The sequence below is a fragment of the Alistipes sp. DJF_B185 genome, assembly GCF_964250025.1.
Lineage (GTDB): Bacteria > Bacteroidota > Bacteroidia > Bacteroidales > Rikenellaceae > Alistipes > Alistipes finegoldii.
Genome location: NZ_CAXUDY010000001.1, coordinates 661,546 through 684,304, shown reverse-complemented (window position 1 = coordinate 684,304; position 22,759 = coordinate 661,546). Strand labels below are relative to the sequence as shown.

Annotated in this window: 19 protein-coding genes; 5 read left to right on the top strand and 14 right to left on the bottom strand. The window is 59.5% G+C overall.

Annotated features, from left to right (window positions below; translation table 11 throughout):
* Positions 1 to 12: 12 nt before the first annotated feature.
* The 3 genes from ACESTR_RS03070 to ACESTR_RS03060 form a co-directional block, all read right to left on the bottom strand.
* The gene (locus tag ACESTR_RS03070) at positions 13 to 3,570 is read right to left on the bottom strand and encodes a SusC/RagA family TonB-linked outer membrane protein (protein WP_278714362.1); all 3,558 of its coding nucleotides are present in this window, start codon (positions 3,568 to 3,570) and stop codon (positions 13 to 15) included.
* A 125-nt stretch (positions 3,571 to 3,695) separates the two neighbouring features.
* On the bottom strand, positions 3,696 to 4,694 hold the full coding sequence (locus ACESTR_RS03065; RefSeq protein WP_130063635.1) for a FecR family protein: 999 nt from the start codon (positions 4,692 to 4,694) through the stop codon (positions 3,696 to 3,698).
* Between the two features lie 70 nt (positions 4,695 to 4,764).
* Entirely contained in the window at positions 4,765 to 5,358 is a 594-nt protein-coding gene (locus ACESTR_RS03060; RefSeq protein ID WP_042493394.1) for an RNA polymerase sigma-70 factor, read from the bottom strand.
* A gap of 235 nt (positions 5,359 to 5,593) precedes the next feature.
* On the opposite strand from ACESTR_RS03060, the gene ACESTR_RS03055 reads away from it, so the two are divergent.
* On the top strand, positions 5,594 to 7,414 hold the full coding sequence (locus ACESTR_RS03055) for a glycoside hydrolase family 2 protein (protein WP_014775284.1): 1,821 nt from the start codon (positions 5,594 to 5,596) through the stop codon (positions 7,412 to 7,414).
* 59 nt (positions 7,415 to 7,473) lie between these two features.
* Here ACESTR_RS03055 and ACESTR_RS03050 read toward each other — a convergent pair whose 3' ends face one another.
* Genes ACESTR_RS03050 through ACESTR_RS03000 form a run of 11 tightly spaced genes read right to left on the bottom strand, consistent with a single transcriptional unit; the run spans position 7,474 to position 18,172 of the window.
* On the bottom strand, positions 7,474 to 8,622 hold the full coding sequence (locus tag ACESTR_RS03050) for an amidohydrolase family protein (RefSeq protein ID WP_014775285.1): 1,149 nt from the start codon (positions 8,620 to 8,622) through the stop codon (positions 7,474 to 7,476).
* Positions 8,582 to 9,409, bottom strand: coding sequence for a lipoprotein (locus ACESTR_RS03045; protein WP_022044075.1), 828 nt, complete (start codon positions 9,407 to 9,409; stop codon positions 8,582 to 8,584). Before ACESTR_RS03045 ends, ACESTR_RS03050 begins: the two co-directional genes overlap by 41 nt.
* Positions 9,406 to 10,617 (bottom strand): ABC transporter permease, encoded by a 1,212-nt coding sequence (locus ACESTR_RS03040; RefSeq protein WP_009599125.1) that lies wholly within the window; start codon positions 10,615 to 10,617, stop codon positions 9,406 to 9,408. Before ACESTR_RS03040 ends, ACESTR_RS03045 begins: the two co-directional genes overlap by 4 nt.
* An 18-nt stretch (positions 10,618 to 10,635) precedes the next feature.
* Positions 10,636 to 10,977 (bottom strand): 30S ribosome-binding factor RbfA, encoded by a 342-nt coding sequence (gene rbfA / locus ACESTR_RS03035; protein WP_009599109.1) that lies wholly within the window; start codon positions 10,975 to 10,977, stop codon positions 10,636 to 10,638.
* A gap of 12 nt (positions 10,978 to 10,989) precedes the next feature.
* The gene (locus ACESTR_RS03030) at positions 10,990 to 11,796 is read right to left on the bottom strand and encodes an outer membrane beta-barrel protein (protein WP_009599122.1); all 807 of its coding nucleotides are present in this window, start codon (positions 11,794 to 11,796) and stop codon (positions 10,990 to 10,992) included.
* Between the two features lie 4 nt (positions 11,797 to 11,800).
* Positions 11,801 to 13,876: an Ig-like domain-containing protein gene (locus tag ACESTR_RS03025; protein WP_278714373.1), complete on the bottom strand. Its 2,076-nt coding sequence runs from the start codon at positions 13,874 to 13,876 to the stop codon at positions 11,801 to 11,803.
* A gap of 2 nt (positions 13,877 to 13,878) precedes the next feature.
* On the bottom strand, positions 13,879 to 14,844 hold the full coding sequence (locus ACESTR_RS03020) for a hypothetical protein (protein WP_279063658.1): 966 nt from the start codon (positions 14,842 to 14,844) through the stop codon (positions 13,879 to 13,881).
* 9 nt (positions 14,845 to 14,853) lie between these two features.
* Positions 14,854 to 15,345, bottom strand: a complete 492-nt coding sequence (gene folK, locus ACESTR_RS03015; RefSeq protein ID WP_009599135.1) for a 2-amino-4-hydroxy-6-hydroxymethyldihydropteridine diphosphokinase — start codon at positions 15,343 to 15,345, stop codon at positions 14,854 to 14,856.
* Between the two features lie 3 nt (positions 15,346 to 15,348).
* Entirely contained in the window at positions 15,349 to 16,494 is a 1,146-nt protein-coding gene (locus ACESTR_RS03010; RefSeq protein ID WP_237958572.1) for an ATP-binding protein, read from the bottom strand.
* Between the two features lie 6 nt (positions 16,495 to 16,500).
* Entirely contained in the window at positions 16,501 to 16,686 is a 186-nt protein-coding gene (locus ACESTR_RS03005; protein WP_009599160.1) for a hypothetical protein, read from the bottom strand.
* A gap of 16 nt (positions 16,687 to 16,702) precedes the next feature.
* Positions 16,703 to 18,172, bottom strand: a complete 1,470-nt coding sequence (locus tag ACESTR_RS03000; RefSeq protein WP_373178783.1) for a lipopolysaccharide biosynthesis protein — start codon at positions 18,170 to 18,172, stop codon at positions 16,703 to 16,705.
* Between the two features lie 800 nt (positions 18,173 to 18,972).
* On the opposite strand from ACESTR_RS03000, the gene ACESTR_RS02995 reads away from it, so the two are divergent.
* From ACESTR_RS02995 to ACESTR_RS02980, 4 genes are all read left to right on the top strand, one after another.
* Complete coding sequence (locus tag ACESTR_RS02995; protein ID WP_279063740.1) at positions 18,973 to 19,554, top strand: DUF3575 domain-containing protein; 582 nt, start codon at positions 18,973 to 18,975, stop codon at positions 19,552 to 19,554.
* Positions 19,555 to 19,566: 12 nt separating this feature from the next.
* A complete protein-coding gene (locus tag ACESTR_RS02990; RefSeq protein WP_302575713.1) occupies positions 19,567 to 20,985 on the top strand; it encodes a DUF3868 domain-containing protein in 1,419 nt (472 codons plus the stop codon).
* A 19-nt stretch (positions 20,986 to 21,004) separates the two neighbouring features.
* Positions 21,005 to 22,267, top strand: a complete 1,263-nt coding sequence (locus ACESTR_RS02985) for a hypothetical protein (RefSeq protein ID WP_302988551.1) — start codon at positions 21,005 to 21,007, stop codon at positions 22,265 to 22,267.
* A 142-nt stretch (positions 22,268 to 22,409) separates the two neighbouring features.
* A complete protein-coding gene (locus ACESTR_RS02980) occupies positions 22,410 to 22,733 on the top strand; it encodes an Mfa1 fimbrilin C-terminal domain-containing protein (RefSeq protein ID WP_373178800.1) in 324 nt (107 codons plus the stop codon).
* Positions 22,734 to 22,759: the final 26 nt, after the last annotated feature.

Below are 22,759 nucleotides of genomic sequence, written 5' to 3'. Positions count from 1 at the left end.
ATGGTTTGAGAATTAGAACGTGAGGTTGAGACCCAGCGTCACGGTGCGCAGCATCGGATAGCTGTAACCGTCGCCCTCGGTCGTACGGAAGTCGGAGTCGCCCGCGTTGATGACTTCGGGGTCGTAGTTGTCGCAGTATTTGAACATCGGCGAGGAGGTCCAGAGGTTCTCGCCCGAAACATAGACCTTCAGCCCCTTGATCCGCATCTTGCGGCAGATATGGGCCGGGAAGGTGTAATCGACGGTCAGGTTTTTCAGGCGGATGTACGACACGTCCTGCATGTAGCGGTCGTTGGGCGTGGTCAGCACGCGGTTCACCGAGCTTTCGTTGGTCTGGTAAGCCGAATAGCGGGGCCAGTAGGCCGTGTCCCAGTTGTCCAGCTCCTCACTGTAGACGTTGCTGCCCGTATGGGCCTTGAGCATGTAGCCGAACGGACGGTTGTACTGCCCCCAGAAGTAACCCGAATCGTAGCGTGGATACCAGTTCTTCTTGGCGACGCCCTGCCAGAAGGTCGAAATGCCGATGCCGTTCCAGTTCAGATTGACGTTGATGCCGTAATGGTAGCGGGCCGAGGTGTTGCCGATGACGGTCAGGTCGCCGTGGTCGGAGAGCGTCTTGGCGCCCTGATCGATCTTGCCGTCCTCGTTCAGGTCGGCGAACTTGACCTGACCGGGGCGCGTCACCTTGTCGGAGGATTGCAGGAAGGACTGCGTGGCGTGGGAGTCGATGTCGTCCTGATCGCGGAAAAGGCCCTCGACGCGGTAACCCCAGATTTCGCCCAGCTCCATGCCTTCGTAATAGTCGTCGAGGTTGCCCGTGGGGTTGATGTATTTGGTCACCCACGTACGCGAATCCCAGACCATCGCCTTGACGCCGTAGCGGAACTCCTTGCCGGCCAGTCTGAAGCTGTCGCGCCAGCCTACGGAGAGCTCCCAGCCATTGGTCTTCAGCGAGGCGTTGTTGCCCTTGGGGGCCGCCGTGCCGTACACGGCGGGCAGGCTCACGCCGACGGTGTACATATCGGTCGTATAGCGGCGGTACCAGTCGAAGCCCATCGTCAGGCGGTTCTTGAAGAGGTCCAGATCGGCGCCGACGTCGTACGTGGTCGAGGTCTCCCACGTGAGCGAGAGCGGAATGGCGCCCGGAGCGACGGTGTAGGTTCCCAGCGCATTGCCGATGACCACGGTCGAGGACTTGAGGGTCATGTAGTCGATATACTTGTAGGGGTCGATGTTGCCGTTGCCCATCGAACCGGCGGAAAGGCGGATCTTGAAGTTGTCGAGCCAGCCCTCGGACCACCCCATGAACTTCTCTTCGGAGAGCCGCCAGCCCACCGAAGCCGAGGGGAAGAAGCCCCACTTCGAATTCTGGGGGAATTTCGACGAGCCGTCGTAGCGGCAGCTGAACTCGGCGAGGTAGCGCCCCTTGTAGCCGTAATTGGCGCGGAAGAAGGCTCCGACGTAGCTCCAGTCGTAACCGCCGACCGTGGGGTCGCTCGTCACGCCGTCCATCAGCCCGAAACTGGGCTTCGAAGGAACGGTCAGCCCCTCGCGCTTGACGGTCAGGGTGCGGTATTTCTTCTTTTCGAGATTCCAGCCGCCCAAAAGTTTGAGCGAGTGGTCGTCGCCCAGTTTGGGGGTGTATTCCGCATAGATGTTGCTCGAAACATAGTTCATGTCGTAACGGACGTTCTGGAGCGTGCTGCCCTGACTTTCATTGACCGTGATGGTCGATTCGGGTCCGGTATAGCCGGTGTACATGTTGGTCACGCGTTCGCGCGTGTTGCGCGAAAAGAGGTAAGACAGGTCGCCGGAGACCTTGAGCACGTCTTTCACGAGGTCGATCTCGACGCCGAGCTTGTCCTTGAGCGTGAATTTATCCTCCTGCTGGTAGCTCGTCCCTTCGGCGAACCCGGCGTAACCGTTCAGCACGGCGGCATAGGTCCACGTGCCGTCGGGATTGGTAATCAGGCTGACGGGCTGGCCGGAGTGTTCGACCATGCGCGGCACGAGCTGGTTGCTGTAGTAGAGCATCGGCTGGTGGTAGTCCACGACCGTGAAGTCCATGTTGTTGTTCAGACGCAGCCACGGGCGGATGCGCACGCTGCCTTTGGCCCGCACGTTATACTGCTTGTAGCGTTCGTCGCCGACGCGGTAGATGCCGTCCTGATCGTAAAAGCGGCCCGAAACGTAATAATCGGCGTTTTTGCCGCCGCCCGAAATGCTCAGGTTGTGCTCGTGCGAATAGTTCACGTCCTTGTAGAAGGCTTTGGTCCAGTCGGTATTGCCGAAATATTCGTATTTGCCGTTGTCGTTGATGCGCACGCGTTCGAGCGAGGGATCCGTACTGCGGCGGGCGAGTTCCCGGTACCACGAATCGGAATAGGGCACGATGTTGTTGATCGTCGAATTGAGCTCCTTCGAACCGTTGTAGTAGCCGTTCCATGCGTTGATATAACCCGTCGTCCACTCGTAACCGTCGGTCACGAGGTTGGGCTTGACGGTGCGCGAGTGGATTGAGAAACTGCCGCTGTAGGTGACGTTCACCTCGCCTTCGGAAGCCGACTTGGTAGTCACGAGAATCACGCCGAAAGCGCCGCGGGCGCCGTAAATGGCGGCCGACGATGCGTCCTTGAGCACCGATACGCTGGCGATGTCCTGCGGATTGACCGTTTCGAGGTCGCCCTCGACACCGTCGATCAGCACCAGCGCTCCGCCGCCCGAACCGATCGAGCCGGTACCGCGAATGTCGATGGTCGCCGCGCGCGAAGGCTTGCCGTCGCGCATCGAGATATTGAGGTTGGGGATGGCGCCCTGCAGCGAACGCGAGACGCTCGGATTGGAGCGTTCGGCGAACTGCCTGCTGTCCACCTGATCCACGGCGCCGATCAGGTCGCGGCGCTTGACCGAACCGTAGCCCACGACGACCACCTCTTCGAGGATCTGCTTGTTCTCGCGCAGCGTCACGTCGAGCGTACTCCGGGCGCCGACCTCCTCTTCGAGGGTCTGGAATCCCAAGTACATGAAGACCAGCACGGCGCCGCTTCCGGAAACGGAGAGCGAGTAGCGGCCATCGGCATCGGTGGAGGTGCCCGTAAGGGTGTTTTTCACCAGCACGCTCACGCCGGCCAGCGGTTCGCCCTGCTCGTCGGTCACACGGCCGGCGACGGTCTGCTTCCGCTGCTGCGCGGCGCTGCGCGCAGCCGGCGCATCGGACTGCGGAGGCGCGGACAGAGCAACCACCTTGTCCTTGATCTTATAGGAAATGCCGGTGCCGGCGAATACCGAAGCCAGCATCTCGTCGAGCGTCGAGCCGTTCAGCGCGACGTCCACATGGGGCAGGGTCCGTTCGCCGAGCGAAGTTTCATAGGAAAAGACCACGCCCGTCTGTTGGGTGAAAGCCGTCACCACCTCGCGCAGGGGAGCGTTGCGCAGCGACAGTTTCAGATCGTGGCGCTGCGCGGCGAAAGCGGCGTCGGCATCGGCCGCCGCGAACGACGGGAGCGTCAGGCCGGCGCATAACAGAGCCGCACACCACCCTTTCAGGAGTGAAGTAATCGATTTTTTCATTATGTTTCAGATTAGAATAAAGGAAGAAGTTTGTTTTAAGGCCGGTCCGAACGGCGGGTTCGGACTAAAGGATAGCAAAAGACTCTTGTTCCATAGGCTGAGCGGATTTGGGGTTGGGTTACTATTTATCGATTCAGCTGAATTATTTCGAAACGACAGCCCGACACGAACTGCAGCAGCTCCACGACGTCTTCGACCGAAGCGTCCTTCTGGAAACTGAAATTGTAGCGTTCGCCGGGTATCTGCTGCGCCCCGATGCGCAGGCTTACGCCGTAGGTCCGTTCGATGCGCGCGACGATTTCGGGCAGCGTGGCATTGTCGAGGGTGACGACCCCGTAACGGATCAGCAGCAGGTCGCCCACGGGCACTTCGTCGACTTCGAGCAGCTCGGCCTCGGCGTCATAGACGGCCTGCTGGCCGGGATGCAGGCAGATCAGGTTGCGGCCGCCGGCGTGCTGCAGGGCCACGGAGCCTTCGGCCAGCGTGGCTTCGGCGACCGGTTCGCCGCTGAAGGAGCGGACGTTGAAGACCGTGCCGAGCACGTGGACCCGGAATGCGGGCGCGGTGACGACGAAGGGTTGTCCGGCATCGTGCGTGACGTCGAAATAGGCCTCGCCGTCGAGTTCGACATTGCGGCCGTCGATGCGGAACGTATCGTCGTAGGAGAGCGTCGTACCGGGGCTGAGCCAGACGTCGGTGCCGTCGGGCATGGCCACGTGCATGGCCACGGTATCGGCGTTGTGGAAACGATGGACGAAAGGTGCGGTGGCGACCCGGTAGGTCATGAAAGCCGCGGCGAGCGCCACGGCGACGATTGCCGCCGCTGCAAAGCGGCGCAGCGGAATACGACGGCTCCTGCGGAGCGGAGCGTCGGCGCCGAGAGCGTCGATCCGCCGGTTGAGGCTGTTGAGCGAACGCACGAAACGGGCCTGCAGCTGCGTATCGGGACGCTGCATGCGGCCGCGCTGCCAGACGGCGCGCAGCTCGGCAAAGGTACGGCGGTTGTCGTCGCTGCTGCGAATCCACGCCAGCAACGCCTGCTCCTCCTCAGCAGTCGCAGTGCCGGAGAAGTAGGCGGTGAGCAGTTGCTCGTCGAAACGGGCGGTCGTGTCGTCTTGTTTCACGGTTCGGAATATTGGGTTTCTACCCTAAATACACCTCGCCGGGGCAAATCACCTATGCAAAAATGAAAAATTATCTGCCAAGAATATACATTGTCAAGAGAATCAGCATCTTATAGTGACTTAATTTTTGTCGGAGCTGCTTCAGGGCATTGTAGATATGGTTTTCGACGGTCGAAAGCGTAATGCCCAGCCGTTCGCTGATCTCACGGTTCGAAAGTCCTTCGATATGGCTCATGCGGAACACCTCGCGGCACTTGGGCGACAACGACTCGACCGCCGCATCGATTTGGCCGGCGATCTCCTGCGAGTAGAGTTTGCGGATCACCTCGCTGTCGTCGGGATCGTAATGGGCGTAACAGCTCTGTTCGATCTGCTGCGCCACCCACGACCGGTAGGCCGTGGCGTTGGCGCCCTTCTTGAGGGCGTTGAGCGAAGCGTGGTAGACCGAGCGGAGCAGGTAGCCCTGCAGCGTGCCGTCGTCGCGCAGGTTGTCGCGGCGGAGCCACACGCGCACGAAGACGTCCTGTACGACATCCTCCGCCCCGTCGTCCCCGACGAACAGACCGGCATAATTGACGAGCGACGCCCAGTAGATGCCGTAAAGTTCGTTGAAAGCGCCGCGGTCGCCGGCTTTCACCCTTGCTATCAATGTCGAATCTTCCACTTCGGTTCCGGTTAGACGTTTACAAAGATAGGGCTTTTTATCGTTTGTCCAAAAATGCCGCATCCCCGGCCGGCACATCCGGCCGCAGGGGCTGAAAGTACGGAAAAATACGTTTTCGCAAGCGTCAGGGCGTGTCAAACATACTTTTTGTGCATGGATGCGGACTGTTTTCCCGGCAAGATGACTTAAATTTGTACTGTTTGAAACGATATATTAACCTGATAATAACCGAAACATGAAGAAAAACATTCTCCTGACCGCCGCGGCCCTGCTGACAACTCTGGCAGGCGCGGCCCAGTGGCAGCCCGCAGGCGACCGCATCGGCACCGAGTGGGGCGAAAAACTCGACCCGCAGAACGTACTGCCCGAATACCCGCGTCCGCAGATGACGCGCACGCAGGTGCAGGACGGCTGGCAGAACCTCAACGGGCTCTGGAATTACGCGATTCTCCCGATGGGAGAGACGCCCGAAAAATACGACGGGCAGATTCTGGTGCCGTTCGCCGTGGAGTCGAGCCTCTCAGGGGTCGGCAAGCGTCTGGGCGACCGGAACGAACTCTGGTACAACCGCACCTTCACGATCTCCCCGAAATGGAACGGCAAACGCGTGCTGCTGCACTTCGGCGCAGTGGACTGGAAAGCCGACGTTTGGGTGAACGGCGTCTGCGTGGGAACGCACACCGGCGGCTTCACGCCGTTCGAATTCGACATCACGGCGGCGCTCAAGAAGGGCGACAACGAGCTGAAGGTACGCGTATGGGACCCCACCGACGCGGGCTGCCAGCCCCGCGGCAAGCAGGTAAACCGTCCCGAAGGCATCTGGTACACCCCCGTGAGCGGCATCTGGCAGACGGTATGGCTCGAAGCCGTGCCGCAGCAGTACATCAGGAACATCCGAACCACGCCCGACCTCGACCGCAAACTGTTTCGCGTGGAGACGGCCGCCTGCGGCGCGCAGCCGGGCGACGTGATCGAAGTGCGTCTTTACGACAACGGCACGAAGGTAGCCGAGGGCCGTGCGCTCAGCGGTGCGCCCGTGGAGCTGAACGTGGCGGAGCCTAAGTTGTGGAGTCCCGCATCGCCGTTCCTCTACGATATGGAAGTGGCGCTGGTGCGCAACGGCAGGAAGGTGGACGAGGTGCAGAGCTACACGGCGATGCGCAAATTCTCGATCGGCCGCGACGAAAACGACATCGTACGTCTGGAGCTGAACAACGAACCGCTGTTCCAGTTCGGTCCGCTGGATCAGGGCTGGTGGCCCGACGGACTCTATACCGCCCCGTCGGACGAAGCGCTGGCGTTCGACGTCGTAAAGACCAAGGAGCTGGGTTACAATATGATCCGCAAGCACGTGAAGGTCGAACCGGCGCGCTGGTACTACCATTGCGACAAGCTGGGCATGATCGTATGGCAGGATATGCCCAACGGCGACCAAGGTCCCCAGTGGCAGATGCACAACTACTTCAACGGCGCGGAGAAACACCGCTCGGCAGAGTCGGAAGCCAACTTCCGCAAAGAGTGGAAAGAGATCATCGACTGCCTCTACTCGGTTCCCTCGATCGGCGTATGGGTGCCCTTCAACGAGGCGTGGGGACAGTTCAAGGCTCCCGAAATCGCCGAATGGACCAAGGCTTACGACCCTTCGCGTCTGGTCAATCCCGCCAGCGGCGGCAACCACTACCTGACGGGCGACATCCTCGACACGCACCACTATCCGCACCCGCGCATGACGCTGCTCGACACCAACCGCGCGACGGTGCTGGGCGAATACGGCGGCATCGGGCTGGTGATGAAAGAGCACCTTTGGGAACCCGACCGCAACTGGGGCTATGTCCGCCTGAACTCGCCCAAGGAGGTGACGGACGAATACGAGAAATACGCCGACATGCTCTACAAGCTGATCGGGCGCGGATTCGCAGCGGCGGTCTACACGCAGACGACCGACGTCGAGGTGGAGGTGAACGGCCTGATGACCTACGACCGCAAGGTGATGAAGGTCGAGCCGGAGCGCATCCGCAGGATCAACGAACGCATCTGCAATGCGTTGAACAAATAGGAGGGGAAACGTCCGAAACGAAAGGAGGAGGTCTTTGCGGGCCTCCTCCTTATTTTATATTACAGGATTCTCCGTATCCGGGACGCCGGGGTCAGACGCATCGTATCGTAGTCGAGTCCCGAAATGACCGTCAGTCCGCAGCGGCGGCCGGGCGCTACTTCGCCCAGCTCGTCATCCATATCCAATGCCAGCGCACCGCCTTCGGCAGCCCACGAAAGCAGTTCGGGCAGCGGCACCTCCGGGAACATGCGCATCTCTTCGAATACCGACAGCCGGTCGTTCGAGGCCAGCGAGTCGGTGCCCAGACAGATGTCGAGCCGGTTGCGGCGCAGCAGTTCGACGGGCGGTTCGAGACGCGAAATATAGCGGTTGGAGCGGGGGCAGAGACACCACCGGACGGGAGCCGTGAAATGGTTCATGACGAGGTCGATGTCGCGCTGCGTAACGCAGCAGTTATGCACCAGTATCACGCGGCGGTCGCGGGGTACGCTTGCGACGAGCCGTTCGGCCGGAGAGCCGTAATGCAGGAAGTCGCAGGTGAAGCCGACCTTCCGGTACCACTCCCAAAGCGGGCCGCGGCGGACGAAAAGCTCGGATTCGGCGGGCGACTCCATGAAATGGACCGACAACGGCGCGGCGCCCTCGGCCGCGATCGCCCGCAGGGGCGCATCCTGTACCGAATAGAGCGAATGGGGCGTCAGCGAGGTATGCGGATGGCGGAGCAGGGGCCGCACGGAGTCGGCCGACGCCAGACGCAAACCGAAAAATTCGATGAATGTATGATAGGCGACGCGGCTGCGCTCTTTGACGGAGAAGGTCGTATCGCCGTTGGAGATGTCGCCGACGGCCTGCACTCCGGCCTGCCACATGGCGGCGTCGGCCGCCGCTACGGCCCGCAGCCGTTCTTCGGGGCCGAACCGCTCCCGGACCTGTCCCATGGCTCCGGCGAAACCCGCAAAACCGCACCCTTCGGGAATCGCGCCGCGCAGGTAGGAGAGTTCGAGGTGGCAGTGGGCATTGACCAGTCCCGGCGCCAAAACACCGGAGTAGAACTCGGTGCCCGGCATACGGTCGGGTGCGGAGCAGGTCCGCACGGAGAGGACACGACCGTCCGCCGCAACTTCGACGAGCGGGTTGCGGACGAGTCCCTGCGGCGTCCAGAGCAGGTTAGAGGCTATCCGTCGGGATGGCTGCGCGGAAGAATTCATCGGCGAAAATACGGATGTCGAGCTGCTGCATGTAGAGACTGTCCACGGCAGCGGAGGTTTCGGGCGTATAGTCGATCTTCAGGTCGCTGACCGTCAGCGAAGGACGCTGGGGCTTCCCGCGGAACTCGATGAAATCGACCCATAGCCGCCGGTGGGTGGTATCGACCGTAAAGCGGCGGGTGAAATTCTCCTGCCGGTCGCGGCGCAGGGTCGTCGTATAGACGTTGGTGCGGGTGCTGTCGCGGCGTTCGAGCCACACCACGCCCCGCAGGCCCTTTTCGTTGCGGTCAAGCGAATCGACGAGGTATTTGAGACTCAGGTTGTACTCGCCGGGCCGCACGTCGACGGAGAACCGCAGGCGGGCCGTATCGCGCAGCGAGCCGACGCGGATCAGCGAGTCGGCATAGACCGTGCGGGTGAAACTCCGGCGGGCGACGTTGTCGATCGTGTCGAGGACGGCGACTTCGCGGTTGTAATATTTGCCCTCGGCTTCGAGCATTTCGATCGCCAGCTCGACCACGTCGCCCAGACGGGCGCTCTTGCGTTTCGAGAAGTTGCCGATGGTGTAGTAGACGTCCTCGGTGGTATAGCCGTAACCGGCGAAGATCGGTTCGTAGATATTCAGCGAGTCGATGTCCACCTGTTCGCTGCCGATATAGGCGTTGGCGAGGAAAGCGTCGTGAAAAATCTGCGCCAGTTTCCTGTCGGGAATGATCTTGTGGCGGGCGCAGGCTCCGGCCAGAACGAGCAGGAACATGCAGAGGGATATGCGGACAATACGTTTCATAGCTTAACGTTGGATTTTATCATGCTGCGCACGGTAATATTCGAAATAACACAGGCAACTGCGCCGAAAGCGGCCAGCACCGCCGCGAGGTCGCCCGGACGGAATTCGACGGGATAACTCTTCGTGAGGAACGTTTCGGCCGGAATCTCGATCAGCCCGAAGCGCTGCTGCAGAAGCGTCGCACCGACGCCCAGCACCACGCCCAGCGCCGCGCCGAGCGCGCAGATAAGCAACCCTTCGCTGCGGAATATCGACCGCACGAGCGTCGTATCGGCGCCCAGCGCGCGCAGCGTCCCGATGTCACGCCGCTTCTCGACGATCAGCATTGCCAGCGACCCGACGACCGAAAACGAAGCGACGACCAGAACCAGCAGCGAGATGAAGAAGATGCCCCACTTCTCGTAGGTCATGATCCGGTAGAACGAAGCCCGCAATTCGTAGCGGGTGCGGACCCGGTAATCGCCGCCCAGCTGCTGCGCCACGGCGTCGCGGACCTGCACGGCATCGGCTCCCTCGCGCAGGCGCAGCACCAGCCCCGAAACCCGGCCGGGACGGCTGAAAAGCTCCTGCGCCATGCGCAGCGAAGCGAGGACATAGGTCCGTTCGGTTTCGAGGTCGAGCGTATAGACCCCGCCGAGGGGGATCGTTCGCCGCGTATAGTTGTCGAACGGCAGCAGCGACGAAAAGCTTCCCCGCCGCACGGCGTAAACGCCGACGTCGGCGTCGGCCAGCGTCCGCACGCCGAGCATGTAGGCCATCGACTGACCGATGACGAGCCGTTCGAGGTCGCCCACCCGCACCCGGTACTCTCCGGCAGCGACGGCGTCGGACAACGGGAAAACCGCTTCGTAGGCGTCATCGACGCCGCGGACCGTCGCGGTGGCCTGACGGTCACCGTGTTCCAGCAGGGCGCTCTCCTCCAGCACGAACGACATGGCCTCCACCCCCGGAATGCGTCTCAGCGCCGCGGTATCGACCGCGTCTGCCGCAAAGGTCTGCCCCTGCCGGGCCGAGACGGTCAGATCGGCGTCGAAGGCCGAACACATGGACTTGACAAGGCTCTCGAAGCCGTTGAAGACCGAGAGCAGGACGATCATCGCCGCAACGGGCATCGCTACGGCCGCAACACTCAGCCCCGAAATCAGATTGACGACCGATCGGGATTTGGGCGAGAAGAGGTAGCGGCGGGCGAAGAATTGCGGCAGCATGGCGTGAGGCCGGAAGGGTTAGTCGTTTTTGAGCGCCTGCTCGATATGGTCGATATACTCCAGCGAATCGTCGAGGAAGAACTGGATTTCGGGCACGTTCTTGACCTGATTGCGGATGCGCTGGCCCAAAGCGTGGCGGATGAACTTGTTGTTGCGGTCGAGCTCCTGCATCAATGCGGCGCTGCGCCCGAAGGGGAAGACGCTGACGTAAATCTTGGCGTAACCGAAATCGGGCGACACGCGCACGGCCGTGACCGTGACGAGCGAACCCCGGACGATGCCCTCGCCCTCCTTCTGGAAGATTTCGGCGACGTCCTTCTGTATCTGTTTAGCGATTTTCTGCTGTCTTGTCGTTTCCATGATGGTGAAATTTTATAATCCGTATTTGAAGACTTCGCGGTTCTTTTCGCGCTTGGGACGCGGTTTCCACGTCGAGAAGCCCTCCTTGTTGAATCGGTAGCTCAACCCGACCGAAACGGTGAGGTTGTCGAGCGGCGAACGCATCGGCGTCGCCCAAAACGGGTTTTCGGAACCGTCGATACCGTTGTCGGCGTATTTGTTGCGGTTGCGCACGATGTCCGAAAGTCCGAAGTAGTAGCGGGCGCGGACATTGATCTCGAAACGCCGGATCAGCAGCGCGATACCGCCGCCGCCCGCAAGTCCGTAGCCCCAGCGGTTGTCGCGCGGCAGTTTGAAGGAGTAGTCGCCCTTCCAGTCGGCCGCTCCCGAAGCTTTCGCCTCCTCGTTCTCATAGGTCGAAGAGAGGTGGTAGGAGAAAGTCGCCGCCGCTTCGAGGTAGACGCGGACATGGTTGCGGAAGAGGTAGAAGTGGGGCTGCCACACGATCGGCAGCACGATCGAATTGACGTTGCGCGTGTAGTAGCGGTAATCCTTCTTCTCCTCGACCATCGAGGCGTTGGTGGCCAGCGAGAATCCCTGCTGCAGGAATTCGAGGTCGATGCCGAAGCCGCCCACGAAACGCTGCTGGCCGTAATAACGCCACGTAAGCCCGGCGGTATAGGAACCCCATATAGCCTTCATCTCCTGCTTGGGGTCGAGCCGCGAGCTGGCCATGCCGTAACCCGCCGTGAAGCCGAGCGTATGCTGCGCCGACGCGCCCTGCCACGCAACGGCGGCAAAGGCGAGAAACAGCAGGGTTTTAAGTTGTCTCTTTATCATAACGCTATCGGTTAAACATGCCTCCGGTAGAGTTCATGCTGTTGTTCATGCCGCCGCCGAAACCGCCGAAGCTTCCGAAACCGTTGGCGTTGTTCTGGTTGTTCTGGTCGTGGCTGTTGCGGTTGGTTTTCGGTTCCTTGGCGCGTTTCTCCGCCTCGCGGCGCAAACGCTGCGCCTCACGCTCGTCGAGCAGGCGCGAAAGCGATTCCATCGTCACCGGAGCGAAGACCCGGTTCATGTCGATCGAAAATTCGACCTCCCAGTTGGTCTTGGTCGCAAAGGTGTCTTCGCCTTCGTCGTTGGCATAGATTTCGGCCCGTTCGGGCTGGAGCCGCTCGACCACGTTGCCCGTATCCCACTTGCCGTTGCCGTTCATGTCCTCGATGATGCGGAATTTGATCTCCCCCGCAGGAACGTAATTGAACTGCCAGTCGCCGGTGGTGACGTCACGTTTCTCCTGCTTGAGCGCATTGCTGCCGTCGAGCAGCTGGAGGATGTATTTGGCCTTGTCGTCCTTGCCCTTGACATGGATTTTCACGGTGGCGAACTTTTCGGGATCGAGCACCGTGTATTTCCTGACGATCGAGTCGTTGGAGAAGCCCGCGACGTCGGTAATGGCGCCCTTGGGAATGGTCAGCGTATATTGTCCGCCGCTCGTCCACGGCGCCTCGATATGCCAGCGGCGCAGCAGGCCCGTGTCGCGCACGAAGCGCACCGGAACGTCCTCGATGCTGTTGTCGGACCGGGTGAGCGTCAGAAGCATGGCCGCCGAATCGAGCCGGGTAAGCGGATAGTCGAAATCGACGGTCAGGTTGTTCTCAGGATTGATTTCGCCCGTGAGCGGAAGCTTATAGGCGAAGGGATTCTCCTTCTTGGGTTCGACCCACTTCTCGCCGGCCGCCTCGGCCTTGCGGCGGTCGCGTTCGAGTTTCTCGCGCTCCTTCTCCTGCTCTTTGGTCTCGATCAGCCGCCAAGAGAGTTTCAGCGGTTCGGTAACCTCCTGCAGGACATTGACCGTATCGTGCTTGAAGTAGGTGATTTCACCCTTGATCGTATCGGGCAACGCCGAAGAGGGCATGTTGAACCACAAGGCGATGGTGTCGCGCCCGACGGTCTGCGGATCGACGATGACGCGGTCTTCGGGAATGCTGTCGAAGCGGATGCGTTCGATGCGCGGATGCGCAGCTCCGAAGTAGAGCATCGCCTTGTGCTGCAGAGGCCGTTCGGTCTGCGAAAGCAGCTGGCGGCGGAACGCCTTGTCGGTGAACATGCGCAGATAGAGCTGCGGCTCGGCCGTGACATATTGGCGGATCGAGTCGTACCACATGGCGAAGTCGGGCATCTCGGCCGGATTGTAGCTCTTTTCGAGGAAGCCGACCTGATCGGAACCGGGTTCGTACATCTGGTTGTCGTTCTTGTCCTGAACGGCGTAAACCCGGTAGGGGATCGGCTTGAGGTTTTGGGCGATGAAGATGCCGTTGTTTTCGGCACGGGCGATTACGGCGGGCTTGTACTTGAAGATCGTCGAGTCGTATTCGGCCACGTTCTCGACCGAATCCGCCGGGAAGAACCAGATGAACGACTTCGACACCGAGTCGGCCTTGTAGCTGTCGGCCGTATAGCCCGAAAAGATCATCGAGTCGATCGTGGGACCGGTCGAAAAGACATAGCGCATCGAATAGAGGGGGTTGCCCTCGTTGTTGTCGCGCACGGCGCTGCCGAAGTTGAGCGCATAGGTCGTATTGGCTTCGAGCGTATCGCGCAGCTGGACGACGATGCCTTTGCCGCGCATCGAAACCAGCGGCTTCTTCTTCATCTGGGGCGAGGTGAAGAACTCCTTCTGCTGGTCCTTGAGCTGCACGAACTCGTCGAATTCGATGTAGATCTTCTCGTGGTGCACGATAGGCCGGTTGACCGAGAAGTTGTCGGGCGTCATGTTCAGAATGACCGGCGGCAGGGTGTCGCGGGGACCGCCCGTGGGGGTCATCATGCTCGCGCAACGGCTCAGGAACGCCGTGGCGAAGAGCAGCAGGACTGCGGCGCGCAGCAGGCGCAGGATATTTCGTTTACGGGTCTGCATCGTTATCTCTTGCTTGCTTTTTCAGGCTCCTTGGGGGCCAGTTTGTCATTGACCACGCGCCAGCCGCCCTCCTCGACATAGAGGTATTCCTGCTTCCACGGGCGGAAAACGACCGGAAGGAAGTTTACGGGCTGGCCGCCCTCGACGATCTCGACCTCCTGCTGCGAGTAGGCGTAGAGCTGGTTGACGGGATCGGTCACGACCACCATCAGCGTCGGACTGCTGACCTTCATGCCGTAAGTGCCCGACTCCTTGGAGTAATAGGCTTCGAAGTCGGGGCTGGTCCGCGTCTGCTTGGGATCGCTCTTCGAGGTAATGATCCGCTGCGCCGCATCGTTGTAGGAGTTGATCTTCCATGCGGTCGTATCGACGGCATAGGCGTAAACCCTGAGGTTGGACGGCACGGTGGGTTCAGCGCCCTCCTCGGCCTGAAGCTGCGCGGTGACATGGCTGTCGATATAGATCGGGGGTGTATAGGAATCGTTGAACATGAGCCACTTGCCGTCTTTGTAGGAGTAACCCTGTTTCCACCGCTTGAAAATCAGCGTGACATAGATTTTAGGGGTGTTTTCCGGCACTTCCTGCTGCGTATAGCCGTAAAGTTCATTCTTCGTGTCCACGGCGACCACCATCACCGAGGACCTGTCGAACGACATCTGGAGCAGCCCCTCGACGCCCTCCTGCTCATAGGGTTCGCCCGCGGCGAGCGGCGTGGAGATCTTTTCGTTGCGGTTGCCCCGCTGCGAAATTACGCCCGCGAGCGCATCCTTGTAGGAAGCGACCTCCCACGAAGAGGTGTCGGCCGCAAAGGCATAGAGCTTCGCGTCGGCAAGAATCTGCGTCGGATCGCCCGATTTCTCCTGCTCCAGCGGCTTGAACACATAGGTCGTCTTGTACGAGACGTCTTTGAAACACCCCGTAAACAGCGCGGCCGCGGCAAGAAACAGTATGATTCGTATTGTCTTCATCTCCGGAATTTACTTGTTACGAAGCTCTTCGAGCATCTCCCCCACGGTCCGCCCCGTAACCGGATGGCGGCGCTGGCGCATGATCTCGCAGAGCGGCACGAGTGCGAATTCCCGCTCGCCCATGAGCGGATGCGGCACGGTAAGGCGTTCGCTGTCGATCACCTCGTCGTCGTAGAAAAGGATGTCGATATCGATCGGCCGCGAGGTATAGTTCACGCCCGTGCGGGCTTTCTCGACAGCTTCGGCGGCGCGGTTGCGGCCCAGCTCCCGTTCGATGGCCTGCACGGCGTCGAGCACTTCCAAAGGCAGCAGGTCGGTCGAGACCTCCAGCGCCTGATTGGAGAAAACCCCGTCGGCGTCGAAGCCCCAAGGCTTGGTTTCGTAGCGGTGCGAACAGCGCAGCACGGCGCCGACCTTCGCGTTGACGAGCTGCTGGGCCGCCTGAAGCGTCCGTTTCACATCACCGGAATTGCCGCCGGTCAAAAGTACTACACGTGCCATAACTCAAAGTCGTTTTATCATTTTGCTCACCGAAAGCGCAAAATGGGTGAATACGATCGTCGGATTTCCGTTCTGCGAAATCTGCGCCAAAGCGCATTCGATCTCGGCAATGAGCGGTTCGATGTTCTGCGATCCGACGAATGGGGCGAATTTGGAACAGAAAGCCAGCTCCTCGCCCCAGAGGTAGCTGATTTCGTTTATGCCCGCATGGAGCATGTAACTCTCGCGCAGCAGGCGCGAAGCGTCGCGCAGGAAGGCCCGCTGCTGCTCGCGCGAAAGCTGCGCGGCCTCCTCGGCCCACGTCACCAGCTCCAGATGCCTGTCATTGTAGCTCAAACGCATCAGCCCGCAGAAGAGTTCGAAGTTCTCTTTGCGCAGGGCGTCGCTTTCACCGGCCACGAGGTGCTGCAGCTCCACCAGATCGCCGCCGGCCAGACGGGCGATGTTCCGGGCCTTGACCGGGTCCGTAACGCCCCGCTCCTGCGCCGCGCGCTCCAGCACGTCGGGCGCGATACGCGGCACGGCGACCTCCTGCGTGCGGGAAATGATGGTCGGCAGCAGCCGTTCGGGCTGTTCGGAGATCAGCAGGAAAAGCGTCTTTTCCCACGGCTCTTCCAAAATCTTGAGAATCTTGTTGGCCGCCTCCTCGTTCATCGCTTCGGGCAGCCAGATCAGCATGGTCTTATAGTCGGCTTCGAAGCTCTTGAACGAAAGTTTGCGAATGATGTCGTCGGCTTCGCGCGCGGCGATCATGCCCTTGAGGGTCTTGCCCAGATCGAGGCGGTCGTACCAGTCCTGCGCCGAGAAATAGCCGCCGCGCTCGGCGAAAAGCCCGCGGAACAGCGGCAGGAACTCGTCGCTGCGCATCACCTCGCCCGACTTCTTACCCTGTTTGTTGACCGGGAAGACCAGATGCAGGTCGGGATGGGCCAGCGCAGCGATCTGCTTGCAGTCGGGACACTCGCCGCACGAATCCCCGCCGCGGCGGTGGCGGCAGCAGAGGTACTGCACATAGGCGACCGCCAGCGCAAGAGCACCCGCCCCGGCCTGCCCCGTGAAGAGCTGGGCGTGGCTGATGCGTCCGGCGTCCACGCTCTGCACCAGATGCCGTTTCAAATCCTCCTGTCCCGTTATATCCGCAAACCGCATGTCTCGTTACTTCTTTTTTCCGTTTTTCAAAACCGTCTGCCGCACGGCGACGGCCAGCAAAGCCAGCACGACGCACGCAAGGACGACCGTACGCCCCGCGCCCCGGTCCATCGAGAGGGCCAGCACCCCGCCGACGAAGAGCGCGAAACTCACCGCCAGCACTACGATCTTCTCTTTTGCACTTTGTCTCATCGCATTGCCAGCCCTTCTATTTTCTTTTCAAGGCCGCCTTCACCAATGCCGCAACGTCGATCCGCTCCCGGCGGACGAGGTAGAGGGCATAGGCCGCAAACAACACTATATTAAACGCATAGGCGATCAATTTATTGCCGCCGCAGGCCGTCACGGCTTCGCACACGGCGAAAACCGCGAGCGCCGCGGCAACATACTCGCCGATACGCCGCCAGTCATAGGGCGTCGGATAGAAACGGCGGTTGAGCCACCAGCTCACGGCGACCATCGTCGATTCGCTCGCCAGCCGCGCCCATGCGGCTCCGTAGTAACCCCAGACGGGGATGCACCAGAAGCCGAAAACCAGCATCGAAACCAGACCCGCGCCCGTAACCACAATAGCCAGCGAGGTCTTCTCCTCGCGTTTGTACCAGAACGACAGGTTCAGCCAGACGCCCGTCAGCACATTGGCACCGAGGACCACCGGGAGAATGAAAATCCCCTCGCGGAAGTCGCGGCCCACGATCAGCGCGAAAACGTCGCGAAACAAGGCGATGCCGAGAAAAATCAGCATCGAAGCCATGACGTAGTATTTCAGCGCCGCGGCGTTCATCTGCACGAAATCCGACTTCTTGAAATTCGACAGGAAGAACGGCTCGGCGGCAAGCCGGTACATCTGGTAAAAGAGCATCATCACCACGGCGATCTTCGTAATGGCGCCGTAGATACCTACCTGCGCCATGGCTCCTTCGGGCACGAGGTATTTGATCAGCTGCCGGTCGATGAATTCGTTGGCCGTGCCCGCCAGTCCGCCGACCAGCAGCGGCAGCGAATAGGCGAAGACCGCGGCCAGCAGCGCCCAGTTGATCTTGGGCACGGTGCGGTCCACGGTGGCGAGGATGACCAGCCACGTCACGACGCTGGCGATCAGGTTGGCGACGAAGACCCAACCGACGCCGAATTCCGTAGCGAAAAGCCCGGCGACGCCGAAAGCGACGACCAGCGCTACGTTCATCACCACGTTCAGCGCCTTGATGCCGACGAACAGCAGCGCCCGTCCCTGCTCGCGCAGCCGCGAGAAGGGGATGCAGGCCCAGACGTCGAAGAGGATGATAAGCCCCACCCAGACCACATATTCGGGATGTGCGGCATAAGCCTCGCCCATCAGTCCTGCGACGCCGTTGCGGAACGAAGCGACAAGCACGAAGAACACCACGGCGGCGAGCGATGTAACGCCCCACGTCGTGGCGAAAAGCCTGCGTTTGGCGGCCCGAACGTCGCCCCCGGCCTCCTCGGCCTTGGCCGAAAAACGGAAGTAGCTCGACTCCATGCCCATCGTCAGCAGCGTAAGCGCCAGCGGAATGAGGGCATAGATGTCCGTGACGATACCATAGGTCTCCTGCCCGAAAATACGGGTATAGTAAGGCGTGAGCAGATAGCTCAGAAACCTCACCACAATGGTGCTGATGCCGTAGACGGCGGTTTGTTTGGCCAATTTTTCGAGCATGGCAGACGATTTGCAGTCGACAAAGATATTGCACGCCGGGCTTTGCGCCCGACAAAGATACAAATTTTAGCCGGAAACCCCGCATAATGCCGTTTCTTTCGGCAAGGCAAGATAAAAACGTCCCGGAAGCCGGACAAAGCCCCTGACAATCGGACCGAACAGCGTATTTTCCGCCCAAAATGATATAAACAAAATTGTGAATCAATATCTTTTATTCTTGCAGAAAAAATACTTTTTTATGAAATTTGCATGAAATTTCCATAATGAGTGTTGTTCAATCCGAAAATTATTTTCTAATTTTGTCCTGTCGCAAACCGACAGACATACGGAAAGTGTTTTTCACTCTGTCCTTACAAAGAAATCTGACAGTTTCAACGTGAATCGGGGCAATGAACAGCACTCATTTTCTTGTTTAGATAGATTCGGCCAAAACAATTTTGCGCCGCAATTTTCGTATCTATTCAAGTGTGGGGTAAAGCATTCGTTTATTCGATTCTGGGTTTTGTCAGAACCTCTTTGTAGATGAACGAAAACAGCTCCACACTTTCTTTTTGTACAACCCACTACATGTAACACCCGCCTTGTGGAGCTACGAGGGGGGGGGAATTTGCCGAATATCAGCCGGATACTCATCTCGAATGAAACGGCATATCGAAGAATTGCCCGATGGAACAACCTTGTATACGCAGTTGTCCGAGTTCCGAAACCCGGCACGTATCCGAAAGAATACGGTCCGGGAGCGTCCGTTTGAGGATGATCCGTATACATGCATGCAGACGAACCTGATCGAAGATACGGCCATGAAATTCAGAATCTTTCTTTTGTTATGCGCATCGCTCTGGGGATGGAACGTCCGGGGGCAGAGCGTAGCTTTGAAAACAAACGTACTGTCCGATGCTTTTATGAATATAAACCTCGGAGTAGAAACCGGTCTGGCCCCGAAATGGACATTGGACATCACGGGCGATTTCAACGCATGGACGCTGTCGCACGGCCGCCGCTGGAAACACTGGCTCGTGCGCCCCGAAGCGCGGTTATGGTTCTGCGACCGTTTTGCAGGACATTTTATAGGTTTCCACGCGCACGGAGGGCAGTACAACATCGGAGGCGTGAAAAACGGAATCTCGTTCTTGGGTTCCGATCTCTCGAAACTTTCGGACTACCGCTATCAGGGCTGGTTCATAGGCGCCGGCGTCGCCTACGGATACGCTTGGATACTCGGCAGGCACTGGAACCTCGAAGCCGAAATAGGCGTGGGATACGTCTACACGCAATATGACAGCTTCCGATGCGTAGGCTGCGGAAAGAGAGTCGAGAAGGACAAACCGCATCATTACGTGGGGCCGACCAAAGCGGCCGTCAATCTGGTTTACGTATTCTAAATGCTCGCTGCAATGAAACGAACGATTTTTTTCCTGTCGCTGCTGCTGGGAACGAGTCCGCTGCCGCACGCCCAAGAGATAGACGGGGTCACGGTCGGAAACCTGAAGATGGATCGGAACGGCGAATATCTGGTCGTGGAGATGGATGTCGAACTCTCCCGGCTGGAGGTAGAGGCGAACCGCGCCGTACTTCTGACTCCCCGGCTCGTGAACGGAGCCGATTCGGCCGACCTGCCCGCCGTCGGCATCTACGGCCGGCGCCGCTACTATTATTATGTAAGAAACGGCGCAAGCATGCTGTCGGGCGACGGCGAGACAAGTTTCAAGGCCGCCGAAAAACCCGAACGGGTAGCCTATCACGTCATCGTGCCATACGACGGATGGATGAACGGCGCCGCACTCCGGCTCTCCCGCTGCGATTACGGCTGCTGCAACACGGTGCTCGCCGCCCGGCAGGGCCTGCTGGGACACTTCGAGGAACCCGTCCCCTACACTCCCCGGCCTGTCTACGTCCGGCCGACGGCCGAGGCCGTCAAAAGCCGCTCGCTGAGCGGGTCCGCGTTCATAGACTTCCCGGTGAACAAGACCGTCATCTATCCCGACTACCGCCGCAACACGGCCGAACTGGGCAAGATAGAGGCCACCATCGATTCGGTGCGGAACGACCGGGACGTGACGATCACATCGGTATGGCTCAAAGGCTACGCATCGCCCGAAAGTCCGTGGACGCACAACCGCATGCTGGCCATAGGCCGTACCGAAGCGCTGAAAAAACATATCAGACAACTCTACCGCTTCGATGAGGGGGTCATCGAAACCGATTACGAACCGGAGGACTGGGCCGGACTGCGCAGCTATGTCGAATGCTCGAACCTGACGCACCGCGCGGAGATACTCGCCCTGATCGACAGTTCGCTCGAACCCGACGCCAAGGAGGCGAAAATCAAACGCTCCTATTCCGAAGAGTACGATTTCCTGCTGAAAAACCGCTATCCCGCGCTGTGCCATACGGACTACCGGATCACGTACACCATCCGCACGTTCAGCGACGCGCAGGAGATCCGGCACATCATGCTCACGCAGCCGCAAAAACTGAGTCTCAACGAATTCTACTTGCCCGCACAAGCCTGCAGCCCCGGTTCGGACGAATTCAACGAAATATTCGAAACGGCCGTACGCATGTATCCCGAAGATACGGCGGCGAACCTCAACGCGGCGAACACGGCCATGCAGAAAGGCGATCTGAAAAACGCGGAACACTATCTGCGAAAAGCCGGGGAGTCGCCCGAAGCCCTCTATGCGCGGGGCGCATACGCCATGCTTACGGAGGAGTACGAAACGGCCGCCGGCTATCTACAGGAAGCCGAGAAGGCCGGCATACGCGAGACCAGAGAGGCTTTGGAACAGTTGCAAAAACGGAACAAAAAATAAAACTTCAATCACATCTCCTATGAAACTGAAAAACATCCTTTGCGGGATACTCGTTTGCGGAGCATTCTGCGCTTGTTCGGACCAAGAGCCCGAAAACAGCAACAAGCCCGGATCATTCGACGGGAAAGCCTATCTGAGAGTCAACATCACCGACGCGAACTCCACGCGCGCGACCGGAGGCGACTTGGAATACGGCGACGCGGCCGAGCACGAAGTGGTCAACGCCGACTTCTTCTTCTACGATACGAACGGCATATTCATCGCCCGTGCAAACGTCTGGGACAGCGGCACGGAGAATGAGGACAACCCCGCGGGCAACATCGAATTCTTCGGAAAATCGGTCATCGTGCTGAAGGGCCTGACCGAAACCAACCACCCGAAACACTTGGTCACGGTGCTCAACACGCCGGAGGATTTCGAGCCGGCAAACACGCTGGACGGGATGAAGACACTGCTTGCAGGCAGCATCTACAACGGGTCGCACTTCACCATGAGCACCACCAGCTACGGCCGCACGGCGGCGGTTCCCTACTTCGTGACGGAGGTGAGCGAATCGGACTTCAAGAAGGAGCTGGACGAGGCGCAGAACGCAACGCCCGTAGACATCTACGTGGAGCGTCTGGCGGCGAAAGTCACCCTGCGCGTGGACAACGATAAGCTCGTTCCGGTCGATGGGAAACCCGGAATCTACAAGGTCAAGGTGACTGTCGCCGGAGACCCCAACCAACAGGAGCAGGGAACGCAGACCGGAGCGGCCGACATCTACGTCCGATCCCTCGGATGGGGGGGGGCTGAACGCCACCGCCAAGGATTCCTACATCGTCAAGAACATCGAAACCGCATGGTCGGATGCGGACCTCGGATTCGTTTGGAACGATGCGGTCTGGTTCCGCAGCTACTGGGGAAAGTCCTACAACTACGGCAAACAGGACGGCAAGTATCCCGACGTTTCGGCAGAAGCCGCAGTCGCCGAATACCTGAATTACATCAACGCCGACAAGCTTACCAAACAATTCGGGCAGTCAGCCTATTGCGCCGAGAACTCCAACACGTCGGAAATCGTATCGGAGTATCTCCATTCGGCCGTGACGAGCATCCTGCTCAAAGCGCAGATCCTCGACGAGAACGAACAGCCGCTGGAGATGATACGCTACAACGGAACGCTCTACAAACGCAACGACTACCTGAACTACGTGCTCAACACGCTTCAGAAAGGCAACAAGCTGAACCTGTACTGTCTGGAAGACGAGGCGACCGGAAAATACGTGCAGATAGATCATGACTGCGTCGAGCTGGCCAACGACCGCGACGGAAAGGTATACCTGAAACTGAAACCGCTCGCCGCAGGCACCTCGCTGTACAGAAAATCGGGCGAGACGTATGCCCCGGCCACTGATACCGAGCTCGGCGAGGTCGAGAAGAACATGAAGGATTTCAACGCCTACAACGAAGCCATCGGCTACAAGGACGGACTGATGTACTACAACATCCCGATCGAGCATCTGAACAACGCCGCGACGACCACCGACGCCGAAAACAAACGGGTGATCCCCGTCGCCAAGTACGGCATCGTCCGCAACCATCACTATGTGGTGACCGTCAACAGTCTCACGAAGATCGGCAAAGGCATCTTCGACCCCGAAGAGGAGATCGTTCCCGGAAAGAATGACGAAAAGGATACCTATTACGTAGGCGCCCGGATCAATATCCTCTCATGGAAGATCGTCAACCAGAACGTAAATCTGTAGTTTCCGGCAGCCTCTTCGCGGAAGGG